Source organism: Escherichia sp. E4385 (assembly GCF_963883145.1).
Taxonomy (GTDB): domain Bacteria; phylum Pseudomonadota; class Gammaproteobacteria; order Enterobacterales; family Enterobacteriaceae; genus Escherichia.
Map to the genome: position 1 here is coordinate 326,996 of NZ_CAWOOJ010000019.1, position 14,696 is coordinate 341,691.

The following is a 14,696-nucleotide window of genomic DNA, read 5'->3' on the forward strand; positions in this document are numbered from 1 at the left end:
CTCAAAGCAGGATTGTCGCGGCTTTGGATGCCAGCCAGATAACCATGACAATCAGGATCACCCCGACAACAACCAGCATCCCAAACTTGCCCCATGTTGCTTTGCCATCACGAACTTCAGAAAAGGTTGAGATAATTGCATTCCCCACGGCCAGCATGGAACAAGCTGCAAGAACTAACCCCGCCAGCACGACACCATCATTGATATATCCCATAATCTGACCGTAGAAAGAGCTGTCAGTGCTAGTTTTGGGACCTTCAACGGGGGGTAAAGCCGCACGGGCAACAGAAATTCCTGTCAGGGAGACTGTCAGAACCCGCGCACACCAGAGGCGAAAAGAAAAACGCAGAGAAGATAATGCAAAGCAATACATAGTTATTTCCTTATAAGAAAAGCCAGGCTTAGCTGGCGAAGAGATAAATACTGATGATGATGAGAAGGACTGCGCGAATGGCAAAACGCATCATTGCTTGCTCAGTGACGTGACGAGCGGCATAACCACGGTAAACATGCACAAATCCCCACCCCACCCACAAAATCAACAGCGCAAGCAGAGCACCGATAAACAATTTGCTCAGAATCGCGGGGTCAGCGTTACCGCTGGCAACTTTAAATGCGTTGCGCTGGGCATCGTTCACGGACGGCGCTCCATCCGGTACTGACCAGTGAGAGATGCCGAAGGCACTGGTTGTGCGCGGGAAGGCTCCAGGTAAACGCTAATCCCCTGACGAATGGACTTGATGTCCTGAGTTGCTCGCAGATAATCGAAATAAAAGCGTCCGTTCTGCCCATCCTGAACGGCGACAACACGGGCGCGTTCCAGAGCAGCCTGCACCTGGTCCAGCTGTTTCATTACCAGCGCCAGCTCGTCAGACTCAGTGGCCTGAGCGCCCGATGCCAGCAGAATCCCCAAAAGGCACCATGCCCGGGGTTGTGTCATGCGCATGTAAACCTCCTTCAATGCGGTTGCATGTACGAAGGGAGAGTGGCGAAAAGCGCTATATCAGGCAGTAAGAAAACAGAAGTGGAATTTTGAAAATTACGGAAGGGGTAAGGCGTGGCGCATAATGCGCCATCGGGGTTCTTTGCCACCCCGGCGCAAGCAAGCTTGCGCTCCCGGCAAGGCTCTCCCCCACACCAGAAAGACGCGCTAACTTGCTATTCTAGTGTGGGGGAGAGCTTGATAAAATGCATAAAATGATAACGGTCTTAAATTATTAAGAGAGTCACAATATGGCACAAACCACATTAGCACTGATACTATCAACAGCGATAATAGCAATAGTCGCTATTATTTTTTTTACTTATATATTAAATGATGTCATCACAGATTTGTGGAAAAAACGTTTTGAGACAGGCATCAAAAATGGGATAGAGAAAAATAAAATCCAAAATAATGATATCTATATACTCGCTGAGCGGTGGCCTATTGGGAAAATAAATATACAACACTCTCTTAACCGGGTTTTTGATTATTATCTCAATACCCCAGACCAAGACACCCTTAATCTAGTAAAAATTAGAGAAATTATTGACTGGCATAAAAAGCAGGATCCTTTTTCAGAATTGCCAGAAAATATAAAGCTACAGCTTACAACGCTACAAAATATTTCTGATGGAAATAAAGAGATCGTTTTGCAGCTTTCAAATTCATTGAGTGAATTATATCTTTCAAAAGAAAAAAGTTTTCGTTCAGAAAAACGAATTGCCCGTATCAGTCTTTTCCTTGCTATAACAGGTGCTATTTCTTCATTCATCTCCCTATATATAACAATGGGTTAGCCATTTACAAAGTAACTGATAGATAAAAATCACATAACCTACCAGACGTAAAAAAACCGACTTAACATCGGCTTTTTTACTTTTCCACTCGTAATTAAAGGCAGGGAGCCAACCACTCTCTGCCTTTTAACATTTTTGAGCCGCTATAAATACTTCTTAAAACTCCCCATCGTCACCGAAATCGCTAATCCCATCAACAATGCTGCCGGTAACAGCAACAAATTGGGATAGACAGCAAATGGCGCAGACAGGTACAGCACACATGGAATATACGCCGCTGGTTTCACCACGCGCTTGGCATGGTGGTAGAGGAAACTCGACTCATACGCTGCACCGTAGCGGCGTAGATCACGTCGAACCATCCCATCAGCAATTCCAACAATAGCGACCAGCACAAACAACGGTATCGACAGCACCAGAATGGTGACCCGCATCAGAAAAACCAACGACACATACATCGTTGCTATCAGATATTCATACGCATTCCGTACCGCCCAGGCTATCCAGGCATTAAGTTCATCCGTAACGCCATTACCACTTCCCACAGCAGGTGACTGAATGGACTGTAACCATCCCATAAAGCCACTATTCACAAACAGCCACTGATAGCCCAGTGCGATCCATCCCTGTACTGTCACCACCGGCGCTGACAGCAGCAAACTTTGCGTAAATCCTTCCGCAAAATAACCACTTTCTGTCTGCATCACAGCGCGGCTATGTTCCGCTCCCTGATCCGGCCAGAAGAGCGCGATACCTATGTACTCCACAATCAGGCTGAACAACAACGAAACCATCAGCATCCCGATAATACGCCACGGCATATCCCACAGCAGCACGGTAAAAAAACCATGCGGCTTTGGTGGCGTGGATGGTTGTGTCGGGGCAGAAGAGGTGTTCATCTGCGACATAACATCCCCTTAATGCACAGCCAGCGACTCCATCTGGCAGTTCAGTAACATCTCTTCCTGCCCCACCCAAATCCACAGTGTGACAATGTCAGTGAGCGTATCAGTTGTGGCTTCATATCTCGGGCGATAGCCCAGAGAAGTCAGACGCTCAATAATTTCCGGGATCTGAAGTGACGAGCAATCCTGCTCGCACAAGACATCCATCACATCACGCGGGACTTCCAGCTTATTTTGCTTTGAAGACGCCATAACCGCTTCAACCCGATAACGTTGTTTCATCATGATTTCCTTTTCAAAAAGTGGCTGCATCGTAATCTCCCGGTAACGCACTGCCCGACCACCAGGCATCGCTGGTCCGGTAATTTCGCTGCATATAGTCTGCGATCTGCCCGATACTGTCCGGCATCAGAGCATCCGCACCGGCTGAAGGTAACGGCATCCGGATCTTCCACAATCGCCCTCCTTCGAGCAAGGCAAATGCCTGTCCTTTCGGCAGATTGATCACGTTCGCGGCAGTGATCAATGGCGTACGTACCGTACTGACCCTGTCCTGGGTGTTCGAAGTAAAATCGCTACCCATTTCCGGATTCGAGATATCGGTGACACCGGAAACCAGCGTTTTGGTATAGACCTCCACTTCCGGCAGTTGCTTCGTCATCAGTTCTGCCGTTTCCGTATGCCGCACCCGCAGCATCACCAAGCTGTTGAAGTTCCCCACTACCTGCGCCGCTTTCGCCGCATTACCCAGCCGCGCTTCGATATCCGGCAGCGTCTGGGTATAGGCCGTCACCTCGATGCCCGCCCCACCGCCTTTGTTGATGAGCGGGATAAATTCATCCCCCATCAGCTCGTTAAACTCGTCACAGTGCAGGCTGATTGGCGTCTTGTTGCCCTCGTGACTAGGTAGGCCATCATTTACGCCAAATTTGTAGATATGCCCCGCCACGGAGACCAAATCGGCAAACATCGAATTGCCCACTGCTGCAGCGACTTCCGGATCGGACAACGCATCAAGGCCGATATACACCACGCCCTTTTTACGGATCACCTGCTGCCAGTCAAAGATAGGACGGGGATCGGACATATCGGTGTAGTTCGGTGAGATCAGTTGCGCCGTCTTACCGGAAGTCAGTTTCTCCAGCAACGGCAACAGGCTGGCGACAATCTTGTCGTAATACTTCTGGTCGTAGCGTACCGACGAACGCAAGCCATCTAGCACAGGATCGTAAATCTTCTTTCCTTCATCGCTGTTCAGAACCTGTTCAATCGCCACCACACGCAGCGAGCGACCTTCCATGTGCCGGGGGATATCGCGCTCATCCAGAATTTGCGCAAGATTCTCTATCTGTTGCCACAGTGTCGGAGTGTGCTTCACCATCCAGGTTTCCGCGTAGGTCTCAAACAGATCGCCGATATTGTTCACGTAACGCTGGATGAGGCCAAAGTCCGGGCGCTGCCCCAGCGCAACCAGCGCCCGGGCAATAATATTGACGAAGCGCCAGGCGAACTCTTTAAATGCGGCGCTGTTGCCTTCACTACTGAGCTGTCCGGCGACACGCGAAGCCACTTCAGAGATACGACCAAAGCGCCCCACCGCGTTATAACGGGCACTGATATCCGGCCATCCCAGATGAAATACATGGAACTCACTGGCGCGTCCTGCCCGGTGCGCTTCTGCATACATGCGCTTAAGTAAATCGGCATCGCCTTTCGGGTCGAAAACAATGGTGACATTACCGCGACGAATATCCTGGGTGATCAGCAGCTCGGCGAGGCGAGTTTTGCCGACGCGCGTGGTACCCAGAACCAGCATATGCCCGACACGCTCGCCAAGACTCATAGAGACGTTGACCTCATCTGGTTCGATGCCGTGCAATGCCGGATGACCGCCAACTGGGGGCAATGGTCGAACGGGATTCAGCGCCGAATCACGCGCCAGCAGTTTGCACAGTGCAGGTAAGCGATGTTCGTAGTGCTGTTCAAAACGACGCGCTGCCTGGTATAACGCCGGGGGATTGACGTAACCCGCCACCTCCGGACGCAGGGTATCCTGCAACCTCTGGGTATGCTTTTGCTCCCACATAAACCCTTTACCCAGAAATAGCCGTTGGTTACTCACTGGCACCTCTGCGCTGGTAACAATATAACGCGGCAGACGGCGGATATTGCGCCGGTAACGTAAAACCTTAACCCCCTGCTGAATGCGTTTTATCGATAACACTGCAAATCCTGCCGCCGTAACGTAGCTGACAGACGGTGCCAGTGCTACTGCCCACGGAGCCGTCACGCATATATAGCTGGCGCAGGCGGCAACAACTGCGGTGTTCAGCTCCACCGCAGGTCGTAGCATGGCTTCAATAACATAGCGGTCACTCATTTTTTCCTCCCGTCATGTCCGGCAAGAAAAATTAACCAGATGAGAAAATTCATTGCGGCCAGGCCAATCAAAAGACTGATTTCATCCAGTGGTAATCCCGCCCTCATTGTTCCACTCCCTTCTCGCTAATCAGTACCGGATAGTGAGAAATACCCAGCCGAACGGCCAGATCGCTCCCAGAAACCGGTAGCAACTCAAGCCCGTTAGCCTGAGACTGTAAATCATTCCAGGCAGATTCACTGGCGACATTCACCACATAGCCCACGGCATTAAGCTGGATAAGTTGGTCACGTCGCAATGCCAGCCAGCGTCGGGAAAGCTCGTCGTCACCAATCAGAAAAATTGATCGCATTCCGGGCATAGAGAGAGAACGCGCTTCCAGCCCGCCAGGCGAAAGCTCAGGAGTACGAATGGGTAATACCGATGCTTTATCAGGTGTTGACAGTGTCAACACTTGTGGAGCGGATGATTCCTCTCCCTGATTGTTAATACCAGCAAAGTATTCAGCCGTTGACTGACCACCCAGATCAGCGACAACGGTCAGCTCTGCCTGACTTATACCCGAAAACAGCAGTGCGAGAACCAGCGGAAAATGTCTCATCATTGTGTTCCTCCCTGATTGAATGCCAGCGTCTGTGCAGACGGCTGCAATGTGCCCAAATGACGCGACACGATGGCCTTGTAGGTTTGAGCAGGTTTGCCGCCCGCAGGATGGTGATAGCACCCCGCAGCCGATATCCAGCTCCCGGGGCTACGTTCGTAACAGGCTCGCAAAATACGGGCCGCAGCGTGAAGATTTATATAGGGATCAAATGCTTCCCAGGTAGATACGAAATGATGTCCATTCCAGCCCAGATTGACCTGCGCGATACCAACATCGATACGTTTGAGCGGATAGCGCCGCATAAAGTCCAGCAGTGCCTGATAAGCTTCGTTCCGTGAGGCGTAGCGATATCCCTTCCCGGCAACATTAATTGTCCAGGGCCACGGGCGAACACCATGCGCCAGTTTGCGGGATGATTCCGTTAATGCCAGACTATACAACGCCTCAGCAGGAACATTCTCCGCCTGCGCGACCCGATGGTATCCTTCAGGAACAGACTGCGCAGCCAGACACTCTGGTAGCACAATGAACATTACCAGCCAGATCAGTTTACTCGCTGCCATCCCTGCGCCCCCTGCTGTAACACCACTGGCATCAGCCCGTTGCCGTATTTCAGCCACATCCCGCTATCGTGATTTAGCGTTACCTGGCGGGATTTCACCTTTTCAGCAGGGATATTATGTTTCTTCGCCCAGCTTCGAACCGCCTCATCTTTACCACCGCTATCAACCAGATAGATATCCAGCGGCTGGTTCGATTTCATCAGTTGCGACAGTTTACGGTCGCAAGCAGGGCAATTATCTTTCACAAACAGCGCCTGACGGGCGTTGCTGGTTTCACTCCGTAGATCCTGAACGGGCAGAACGCCGGGATAGACACGCATCCACGCGCTATTCACTTCTCGCTGAAACGCCAGCTCCGCTTCAACCCGCTGAAACTCCTGTTTCACCGCCAGCTCAGCAAAATGACGGCGTTCTTCATCACTTTGCGCCTCGATACCCAGCATCGTCAGTGGATCTAATCCAGGAGACAACACACCGCGTCGTCCTTTTTTCAGCGTCTCATAACGCTGCCATTCTTCCGTTGTCAGTCCCCACTCCAGTGCGTTTCTTTTTATTTGTATAGGTTCCAGTTCCTGAAGACGGGAATCCGCCATCTGGATAGCAGAAGCTAATGCATCAGATACAGTCACTACGGATTTTTGAGACTGTTGTGTAGTGATCTGATCGCTTTCCGGGCTCACAGCAGCAAACGTGACTGTTGACAATGTCAACACTCCTGACAGAAGCACGGCATTGAATTTTTTCATCCTGACCTCCTTATCGCACCGTCAGCGTCCGGGTTTGCCCTGCGACACGAAACTGCGCCTGCTGCCCGGTAATCGCCAGCAAAGTCCAGCCCTGACGGGTTTCTCCCGGTTCTATTAACGCTATTTCTGTCAGTTGTGTTGCCGATTGTGGCGCTATCGCAGCAAAGGCAATTCCTCCCCGCCGTTCGATACCAGTGAGGATGAAGGGGGTGGTAACTGGCCGCCGCGCTTTCGGCGTTAGTTTCTTCTTTACCGTCACAACATCAGGCATTACGGCAGGAACAACGGCTGTATTGGCTGGACGTTGTTTCAACGTTCGAACCTGTTCCTGAAGGGAGGATAACTCTGTGTTAAAGGCCGTAAACGAGGCAGACTGCTCACGCTGTTGTTTATCGAGCACATCAATCTTCTGCTGCAAAGCCGCAAGCGCCGGTTTGTCAGCCTTACTCCCCAGTTGCATTCGTGACACATCAAACTGCTGTTGCAGCGTTGTCATCTGTTCCTGGAGTGGCTCGATATCCGGGCTACCCTGCAACGCAGTTTTAAGCTGGCTAACCTCCCCAGAAAGAAGCTGAACCTGCTTCAGACTAATAAATGTAGTTCCACCCAACGTAAACAAAACCAGCCCCCCCAAACCATAGCGGACTATCGTCCAGAAATTGTTTCGTACAGGTCTGGTGGATTCTTTCATTTCAGGAATCTCCATGACACTAATGGATTCGTTCATTTCAGCATCCTCTGCGGAGCCGGAGCGGTGATATTGACGGGGTGAGCGGATAGTGGCACAGAGACCGAAGTGACCGACGTTCTCACCGCTTCCGGCGGCAAACGATAGCCATCACGTAATGAATGGCAGACGATCCGTTGAACAGAATCAATCTCAAGCTGCCAGGACTCCCCGGCCAGGATTTGTAATGCCTGACTCAGGCGCATTGGCCCCAGTTGATAATGCACCGCGGGCAACCTCTGGTTGTACAGCACCCGGTTCGCTGGTGTCGTACTGCACAACGAGTACCCGGACTGGCGCAGAGCATAGCGCATGGAATCAGCCACGGTCGGCGATAATGACGCGGGGATACGGATATCTATTGTTTGCTCCAGCGGAGCACGTTGCGCAGCACTCGGGGAAGTATCAACCAACAGGTAACGGTCATAACGAACAACTTCGGGAGAGGCGGCATAGACATCTGGTCGGGCTGGCTGGATATTGCCATTCAGCACCGTTGGATGGGATTGAGTATCAGGTTGCTGGAGCTTTTGCGTACAACCAGCAAGGATGCTGGCCGCCAGGCAGACAATCATTGGGATATGAGGATTCATGCAGGTTCCTTAGTCAGACAAAAGAGGCCCAACTTTGCGAAACCAGAGGCATCTCCTCAACGAACAACTGTTTTTGCTATGCAAAAAAAACGCCAGAAAAATCTGGCGTTAATACAACAAACAAGAAGTGTACGACGTGGAGATTTGCACTCTTTCTATTATCAATATGCGGAGTCGGTAGACTCAGCTTTTTCAGCTTTATAAACCATGTTTTGCCCCACTTTGATAAAACTGATTTTAATCAGTCTCGCTCGCAGTGCTGCTCTTGATTCACCTGCATGATCGCCTTTGGTCAGTGTAAACACATCGGCAGTCAGGTTACTGAGTTTAAAACCGATAAGGACCTTCTTCTCTTCATTCACTGCATTCTGGCAGCGTCTGATTAAAGAACTAGCCTGTTTACCCGATACCGTAACATCAAAACGCGTGTACTCAGGTTTTTCGGTTGAGCCATGTAACGCGTTAATCGTGCAGCTCAGGAATGCCCCCGTAGCGGTGTTAATTTCGCGAATATTGCTCAGATAACCCAGCCCATCGATATGCAAATTAAAGTAGCTGGATTGTGGTTTTGGTTGTACCGGCGCCGGAGCTACTGATTGAGCTGGAGTTGCTGATTCAACAGGAACTGGAGCCGGGGCTTTCTTGCTGGCACTGCTTTTTTTAGGTTTAGCGGTGGTGGTTTTAGATATAGTAGACATGTTGTTTCTCCTGGGAAAATTCGATAAACGGAGAAACATCCCAGTCGGGAGTTTTCCCGCTGGGGTGTCAGACATCAAAGTGACGCTGACGGTCTGTGGTTGAAGTATACCTTTATCGCTGATGCGATCCCTGCTTTCAAAGGTTAAGCAAAGTTACCGCCCGAAGGCATCGTCTCTCAGGCCATGACGATTTTGGCTGGCAATCACCCGAAGGCGTCCCTCTCAGATTACTAGGACATTGGCTGTTGTCGGAGACAACGGGGGCTCGTAAGGATTGTTTAACAATAGCAAAATGACGTCAATATAAAACGGCATAACTGAAGATTACAGTTATGCCTTGATTATTAATTAAGAGTTAAATTAATAATCCTCATATCCATTCTCTTCCACGCACACTTCAATGCCGCCAGTAAGACCACTCACACTGACATATCTATCCTGTACAACAAATTGAGTATCAACAATCTCCATTTGTAGTTCTACTTCCACAAAGACATTGATAGTACCTGTATCTTCGCGGCTTGTACTCCCGAAAGTATATGTACGGCCATCCTCTTTATCATAGATTCCATTATTAAAATCTGGCCCAGTTACAGAAACTGTATAATCAACATCTACATTGAAAGATAACAGACAACTTTCATCATCAATTTGAATTATTGATGGTTCAAAATCATGAATATGATCTACTTTCAGTTCATCAACTTCCGCATCTTCCCAGCTGGAAGCGTTATACACGTCAGCGTCTTCGATATCCTCTCGGATAGAATCCTTAATTTCTTCAATATGTTCTGCAACATACTGCTTAATGAAACTAGCTCTCTCCTGATCATGAGAGTTATAAATATCAAGAATTTTACTTAGACTATCAACAGCAATAAATTGTGGAGTAACTTTGCAAAATTCAATTAAATCGGAATCTTCAGAAACAACATAAATACACTCTCCCTCAGGCAAATGGTTCTCGATAGCCAAAAGCGTGAAGGCATCAGGGAATTCATGCTTTTTCTTTCCTTCTTGAAACGGAGGCAAGCAATTGAAATACATATTCATTATTTTATCAACAGATACACTTTCAAGTTCAAGAATAGTAGAATCAGAGTCTGATAAAAATTTTTCATATAATTCAATCGCATGTTGTTCAATCTCTTCAGCATCCAAAGCCACAAATAAAGATTTAATTTCAGGCTTATTTGAGCTTGTAAGTATTTTGGCTTTTCGTCGAAAATTAGTTACACTTTTTATCGACTCTTGGATACTATCGCTAATCTTCCCTTTGACCTCCCTCACAACTATCGATGTTGTAATGTGCCTCAAGTGACCATCTGCGCATATATTTTTGAATGATTCTAATGTACGAGATGAAAACTCAAGTCCAGCCTTAACAAAGAACTCTGTATCAATAAAAACATTTCTTGTTTGAAGGGGCATAATATTTACTCACTATAAAATTACATCATCCCTAACAAAAAGGCCCGATCCCATCCTAGTATCGAGCCTCTGAACCTGTACCACGGGTTCATCGTCAATGTCACTTCTCCGGGCCAGAGCCTTTTTTGGCCGACGTGTAATTTCACGGAGGGTCACGCCTTACGACCTCATCCAGGTAACAAAATGGGTCGCTATACTGTCCAATCATCCGTCTCCAGGAGCGAAAAATCGGATTACCGCAGTCACGGGGTACTTCAAAGCCATGAGCAAAATAGCAAATTCACGCTACGCTTCCAATCAAAAACATAAAGCTAATCAGCCATTGTTCTTTGCAGGACTTTTCCGCCGCCGAGCCGGTTTCTTTGCTCCGATATTCACAATCCCGTTGCAGTCCGGATAGTTACTACATCCCCAGAATGAGCCAGACTTCCCCGTGCGCTGTCGCGTTGCACCGCCACAAACCGGGCACGGCGGAGATGGCGGTAACGAAATCCTGACGGTCTGCTGTCGCCCCTTTTCCACCAGTTGCCTGGTCCAGGCTGACTGTTTCGCCATAAAGTCATCCAGCAACATCCGACCTTCGGCGATATCATCCAGCGACTGTTCCCAGAGCGCCGTCATACCCGGATCTTTAAGCTGCGCCGGTAATACATCCATCAGGTCACCCGCTATCAGTGTCGCCAGCAGATGTTTGCCTTTCTTCACGACAAAACCACGCTTCAGGAGTGTTTCAATCACGCTAGCCCGGGTCGCTTCCGTACCCAGCCCGGCATTCTCTTTGAGGATCTTTTTAAGGCGCGGATCGGTGACAAACTGCGCCGCGTTCTTCATCGCGGCAATCAATGTACCTTCCGTATAGTGCTCCGGTGGTTTTGTTTGCTGCTGTTTCGCTTCTGCCCCAGTGATCGGGCATACGCTCCCTTTAGCTATTGCAGGTAACCGGGTTTTGTCACCGGTACTTTCTGTATCTTCTTCAACGTCCTTACCAAACAAGCTCTTCCAGCCAGCAACGACTACAACCTTACCGCTGGTCTTAAATAACTGCCCACCACAATGCAGCGAAACTCGCGTGGCATCAACTTCATGATTCGGCAGGAACTGGGCCATATAATGCAACCGGATAAGTTGGTAAACGTTGCGCTCCTGCTCACTCATTTTTGCCAGATCACAAGGCTGCTTTGTAGGGATGATGCCGTGGTGTGCAGTGATCTTTTTGTCATTCCAGATACGGGAAACATGCTGCATATCAAGCTCAAGCCGCGAGATGGTCGCAGATAAAGCGGGATCGCTTTGCTGTATCGAAGCCATCACCTGTCCGATCTCGCCACGCATGGATGTTGGCAGGTAGCCGCAATCAGTACGAGGGTACGTGGTTGCTTTGTGTGTTTCATACAAAGCCTGCGCAATATCCAGCACCTGTTGAGCGCCATAGCCAAAACGACGGGAACAGGCTTGTTGTAACGTACCGAGATCAAATGCCAACGGAGCTGATTCAGTCTCCCTTTTGGTCTCAACCTCTGCCACTATCGACTGCCCGGTTTTCTTGCAAAGCTGAACCACCTGCTGCGCCGCAGTCGGATTAATACAGCGTTTTTCCTCATCACAATACGCCGCTGCTGGCACCCACTGCGCCTGAAATGTGATCCCTCCCGCTGCCAGCTGCACCACAACATTCCAGTAGGGCTTCGGGACAAACTGCGCAATATCGCGATCGCGTTCCACAATCAGGTTAAGCGTTGGCGTCTGCACCCGCCCCACGGATAAAACGCTACCATAACCATTCTCCCGGGCCTTGACCGAATATAGCCGCGTCATATTCATGCCGATCTGCCAGTCAGCCCGGGCACGGCCCAGACCGGCTAAATAGTAGGGTAAGGTCGCACTTCCGGGCTTTATCGCCGCCAGCGCGGCGCGGACGCTGGCCTCATCAAGTGCCGAGAGCCACAACCGCTCAACTTTTCCCTGATAATGGCAATAATCAAGGATTTCACGGGCAATCACCTCTCCTTCCCGATCCGCATCGGTGGCAATCACTACCGTATCAGCCTGTTTCAGCAGTTTCTGGATGACGGAAAACTGAGCCGCCGCATCCGGTTTAACCTGCATTTGCCACGTTGTCGGCAATACCGGTAGCACATCGGTACGCCAGGGAACACCGAACTGTTCACCGTAGGCATCCGGGCTGGCCTGCTCCAGCAGGTGACCAAAACCCCAGGTGACGCACACACCGTTTCCGGTCTGATGACCCGGCATTTTCTTTGTTGCGCCCAGCACAGCGGCAATATCCCGCCCCTGACTGGGCTTTTCACAGAGAAAGAGCTTCATCGGATCGTCCCTTCCGCCACGTTCTTCACATTCTCAAACAGCTTGCTGGTATAAGCCGCTGTGACATGAGAGGCCAGACCGGAACGAAAGGTGATATAAAGCCGACTACCTGAACCATTTCTCTCCAGCTCAACCTGAATGCTGTCACCAGTATTTTCGCTTCCCCAGTCGCGCCCCATTTTGTAGTAGCTACCGGGTTGCCCATCCCATACCCATGCCCCATCGGCTACTGAAGCGGCAGTCCACCCTCCACTTTGCGTACCGTTGTTACGTAGCTGCGCTACTTCTTCCGCCGAGATAAAGCGGTAGTAGCGTTTTACCCGCGCAGCTGCCGTATCAACATCAACGGGAACACGGTATTCCTGCGCGATTTTGTGGTTCGCCTGTGGTACGCCTTTCGACAACACCACCGGACCACTGTCTGCCGGTACAGAACCGACTGAGAAGATCCCACCGCTAATCTGGTTTATCGCACTGTTGACACTGTCAACACTCGCACATCCACTCAGGCAGGTACTCAAGATGAGCAATCCGGTAAAAACAGTCTTATTGCTGATCATCCTGCACCTCCAGCTTTGTCGCTTTATCTTTGCGTGACTGGCGTTTGAAAGCGGCTTTCAGCGCCTTAATACTTTCGGCGCTTACTGGCGGAGAAAAGCGGGAGCGGCGGGTTCCCAGCAGGATCGCCCTGTCCAGTTCCCCAAATTGTTCGATAGCCTGCCGGGCAACATCATTATTTGAAGCTATATCCTGGCGGGTAACGGGATGAGAACGATAACGCAAAGCAACCGAGAAGATTTGGCGAATTTGATGGCTACCACGATGCAACCAAGCTTTGCGCTCTTTCAGCGACATCAGACCGTAATGATGCGACTGGAAGACACGCAGAATAAGCTGATCAAATCCAACCAGGAGGTAAACGCAGCGGTATCCCAGCGGAGTATGGCTGTGAACGCCAATATTCAGCGGTGCGGTAGAGGTGACCCCGGATACAGAAGCGTTAGCTGGCAGCATCGCCATCAGAGCATCGATATCACTGAGCCATTTCTGGAGCTGCTCGCTGGCTGTCCCCAGTAATGTTTCAACTTCCATCAGAGCAGCATCCGCCCACGGATTATCCGCCAGTGAATCGCGGTTAATCCGGGAAATGAGTTTGAAGAACAGCGGCATTCCGATGAGCGACGGCTTGCCATCTGAGGCTGGTCGCCCGCTCCAAGTGTTAATGGCGTACTGGGTATGCAGCTCGATGCGCAACTCAGAATGCAGCGCACCGGCTTTCTTTTCTGTCTTGTCTGACATGATTTTCCATCTATAAAAGTTCAACAAGATGGAAATAGTTGTGTATTGGTGATACGAAGCACAATAATAAAATCATTGTACAAAAATAAAATTTATTCTAAGAGGGTAGAAAAATCCACCCTCTTAATAATTACCAACCGTAAGATACTCCCGCCGCAACACCAAGATTGTTTTGTGTATCAAAGGACGATTTTAATGAAACAATAGTTCTATCGTTGACACGGTAATAACCGCCAGCTGAAATCGCCTGCTCAGAATCAAAATTAGCTAATCCCATACCAAACTGAAAATCGTAGCTAAAATTCTGAGGGATACTACTCATTGCCATTGCACCAGCAATCCCGGCAGCAGCTTTCTGACGATTTTTATCAACTTTGCTATCTAATTGTTCAATTCGTCCGTTCACTTTATTTATTTGCGAGTTCGTATAATCGATAGATTGATTGAATCGGTTATCGGTATACGTTGTTGCTTGATTTAACGTATTTCTTGTGGATGTGTCTGTGTAACTTTTCGAGATATCAATTGCATAACTATTACCCTGATTAACTCTCGAATCAGTATATTCAATTGCTTTGTCATATGTATTCTTTGACGAATTATCGGTGTATGTATTGGCATCAACAAGCGTCTGCGCCGATGA

Annotated in this window: 18 protein-coding genes; 1 reads left to right on the forward strand and 17 read right to left on the reverse strand. The window is 49.5% G+C overall.

All coding sequences use genetic code 11. The features are described from left to right. Position 1: 1 nt before the first annotated feature. Genes AACS80_RS20455 through AACS80_RS20465 form a run of 3 tightly spaced genes read right to left on the reverse strand, consistent with a single transcriptional unit; the run spans position 2 to position 946 of the window. Entirely contained in the window at positions 2–373 is a 372-nt protein-coding gene (locus tag AACS80_RS20455) for a TIGR03745 family integrating conjugative element membrane protein (protein ID WP_135410410.1), read from the reverse strand. Positions 374–401: 28 nt separating this feature from the next. Further along, the gene (locus AACS80_RS20460) at positions 402–638 is read right to left on the reverse strand and encodes a TIGR03758 family integrating conjugative element protein (RefSeq protein WP_135410411.1); all 237 of its coding nucleotides are present in this window, start codon (positions 636–638) and stop codon (positions 402–404) included. Next, positions 635–946: an integrative conjugative element protein, RAQPRD family gene (locus AACS80_RS20465; protein WP_135410412.1), complete on the reverse strand. Its 312-nt coding sequence runs from the start codon at positions 944–946 to the stop codon at positions 635–637. Before AACS80_RS20465 ends, AACS80_RS20460 begins: the two co-directional genes overlap by 4 nt. A gap of 287 nt (positions 947–1,233) precedes the next feature. Between AACS80_RS20465 and AACS80_RS20470 the strand changes: the two genes are divergently transcribed. Continuing rightward, positions 1,234–1,782, forward strand: coding sequence for a hypothetical protein (locus tag AACS80_RS20470; RefSeq protein WP_138183963.1), 549 nt, complete (start codon positions 1,234–1,236; stop codon positions 1,780–1,782). 143 nt (positions 1,783–1,925) lie between these two features. Here the strand turns inward: AACS80_RS20470 and AACS80_RS20475 are convergent, their stop codons facing one another. The 14 genes from AACS80_RS20475 to AACS80_RS20540 form a co-directional block, all read right to left on the reverse strand. After that, positions 1,926–2,690 (reverse strand): TIGR03747 family integrating conjugative element membrane protein, encoded by a 765-nt coding sequence (locus AACS80_RS20475; protein ID WP_135410414.1) that lies wholly within the window; start codon positions 2,688–2,690, stop codon positions 1,926–1,928. A gap of 9 nt (positions 2,691–2,699) precedes the next feature. Then, positions 2,700–2,972, reverse strand: coding sequence for a hypothetical protein (locus AACS80_RS20480; protein ID WP_240730961.1), 273 nt, complete (start codon positions 2,970–2,972; stop codon positions 2,700–2,702). Between the two features lie 10 nt (positions 2,973–2,982). Beyond that, positions 2,983–5,067 carry a type IV conjugative transfer system coupling protein TraD gene (traD, locus tag AACS80_RS20485; protein WP_135410415.1) on the reverse strand — a complete coding sequence of 695 codons (2,085 nt, stop codon included), beginning with the start codon at positions 5,065–5,067 and terminating at the stop codon, positions 2,983–2,985. 103 nt (positions 5,068–5,170) lie between these two features. Continuing rightward, positions 5,171–5,671: an integrating conjugative element protein gene (locus AACS80_RS20490; RefSeq protein ID WP_138183965.1), complete on the reverse strand. Its 501-nt coding sequence runs from the start codon at positions 5,669–5,671 to the stop codon at positions 5,171–5,173. After that, positions 5,668–6,204, reverse strand: a complete 537-nt coding sequence (locus tag AACS80_RS20495) for a transglycosylase SLT domain-containing protein (protein ID WP_445236450.1) — start codon at positions 6,202–6,204, stop codon at positions 5,668–5,670. The genes AACS80_RS20490 and AACS80_RS20495 overlap by 4 nt, the downstream gene beginning before the upstream one ends. 11 nt (positions 6,205–6,215) lie before the next feature. Beyond that, positions 6,216–6,980 carry a TIGR03759 family integrating conjugative element protein gene (locus AACS80_RS20500; RefSeq protein ID WP_135410419.1) on the reverse strand — a complete coding sequence of 255 codons (765 nt, stop codon included), beginning with the start codon at positions 6,978–6,980 and terminating at the stop codon, positions 6,216–6,218. Between the two features lie 10 nt (positions 6,981–6,990). Beyond that, positions 6,991–7,707, reverse strand: coding sequence for a hypothetical protein (locus AACS80_RS20505; protein ID WP_135410420.1), 717 nt, complete (start codon positions 7,705–7,707; stop codon positions 6,991–6,993). Continuing rightward, positions 7,704–8,300 carry a PFGI-1 class ICE element type IV pilus protein PilL2 gene (pilL2, locus tag AACS80_RS20510; protein WP_135410421.1) on the reverse strand — a complete coding sequence of 199 codons (597 nt, stop codon included), beginning with the start codon at positions 8,298–8,300 and terminating at the stop codon, positions 7,704–7,706. The genes AACS80_RS20505 and pilL2 overlap by 4 nt, the downstream gene beginning before the upstream one ends. 161 nt (positions 8,301–8,461) lie before the next feature. After that, complete coding sequence (locus AACS80_RS20515) at positions 8,462–8,845, reverse strand: STY4534 family ICE replication protein (protein WP_135410422.1); 384 nt, start codon at positions 8,843–8,845, stop codon at positions 8,462–8,464. Positions 8,846–9,358: 513 nt separating this feature from the next. After that, the gene (locus tag AACS80_RS20520; RefSeq protein WP_138183966.1) at positions 9,359–10,429 is read right to left on the reverse strand and encodes a PIN domain-containing protein; all 1,071 of its coding nucleotides are present in this window, start codon (positions 10,427–10,429) and stop codon (positions 9,359–9,361) included. Between the two features lie 315 nt (positions 10,430–10,744). Continuing rightward, the gene (locus AACS80_RS20525) at positions 10,745–12,754 is read right to left on the reverse strand and encodes a DNA topoisomerase III (protein WP_138183968.1); all 2,010 of its coding nucleotides are present in this window, start codon (positions 12,752–12,754) and stop codon (positions 10,745–10,747) included. After that, the gene (locus AACS80_RS20530; RefSeq protein ID WP_135410426.1) at positions 12,751–13,314 is read right to left on the reverse strand and encodes a hypothetical protein; all 564 of its coding nucleotides are present in this window, start codon (positions 13,312–13,314) and stop codon (positions 12,751–12,753) included. Before AACS80_RS20530 ends, AACS80_RS20525 begins: the two co-directional genes overlap by 4 nt. Beyond that, positions 13,301–14,053 (reverse strand): PFL_4669 family integrating conjugative element protein, encoded by a 753-nt coding sequence (locus tag AACS80_RS20535; protein WP_135490052.1) that lies wholly within the window; start codon positions 14,051–14,053, stop codon positions 13,301–13,303. Before AACS80_RS20535 ends, AACS80_RS20530 begins: the two co-directional genes overlap by 14 nt. A gap of 130 nt (positions 14,054–14,183) precedes the next feature. Continuing rightward, on the reverse strand, positions 14,184–14,696 hold a 513-nt coding region (locus AACS80_RS20540; protein ID WP_171021450.1), incomplete at its 5' end, for a YadA C-terminal domain-containing protein.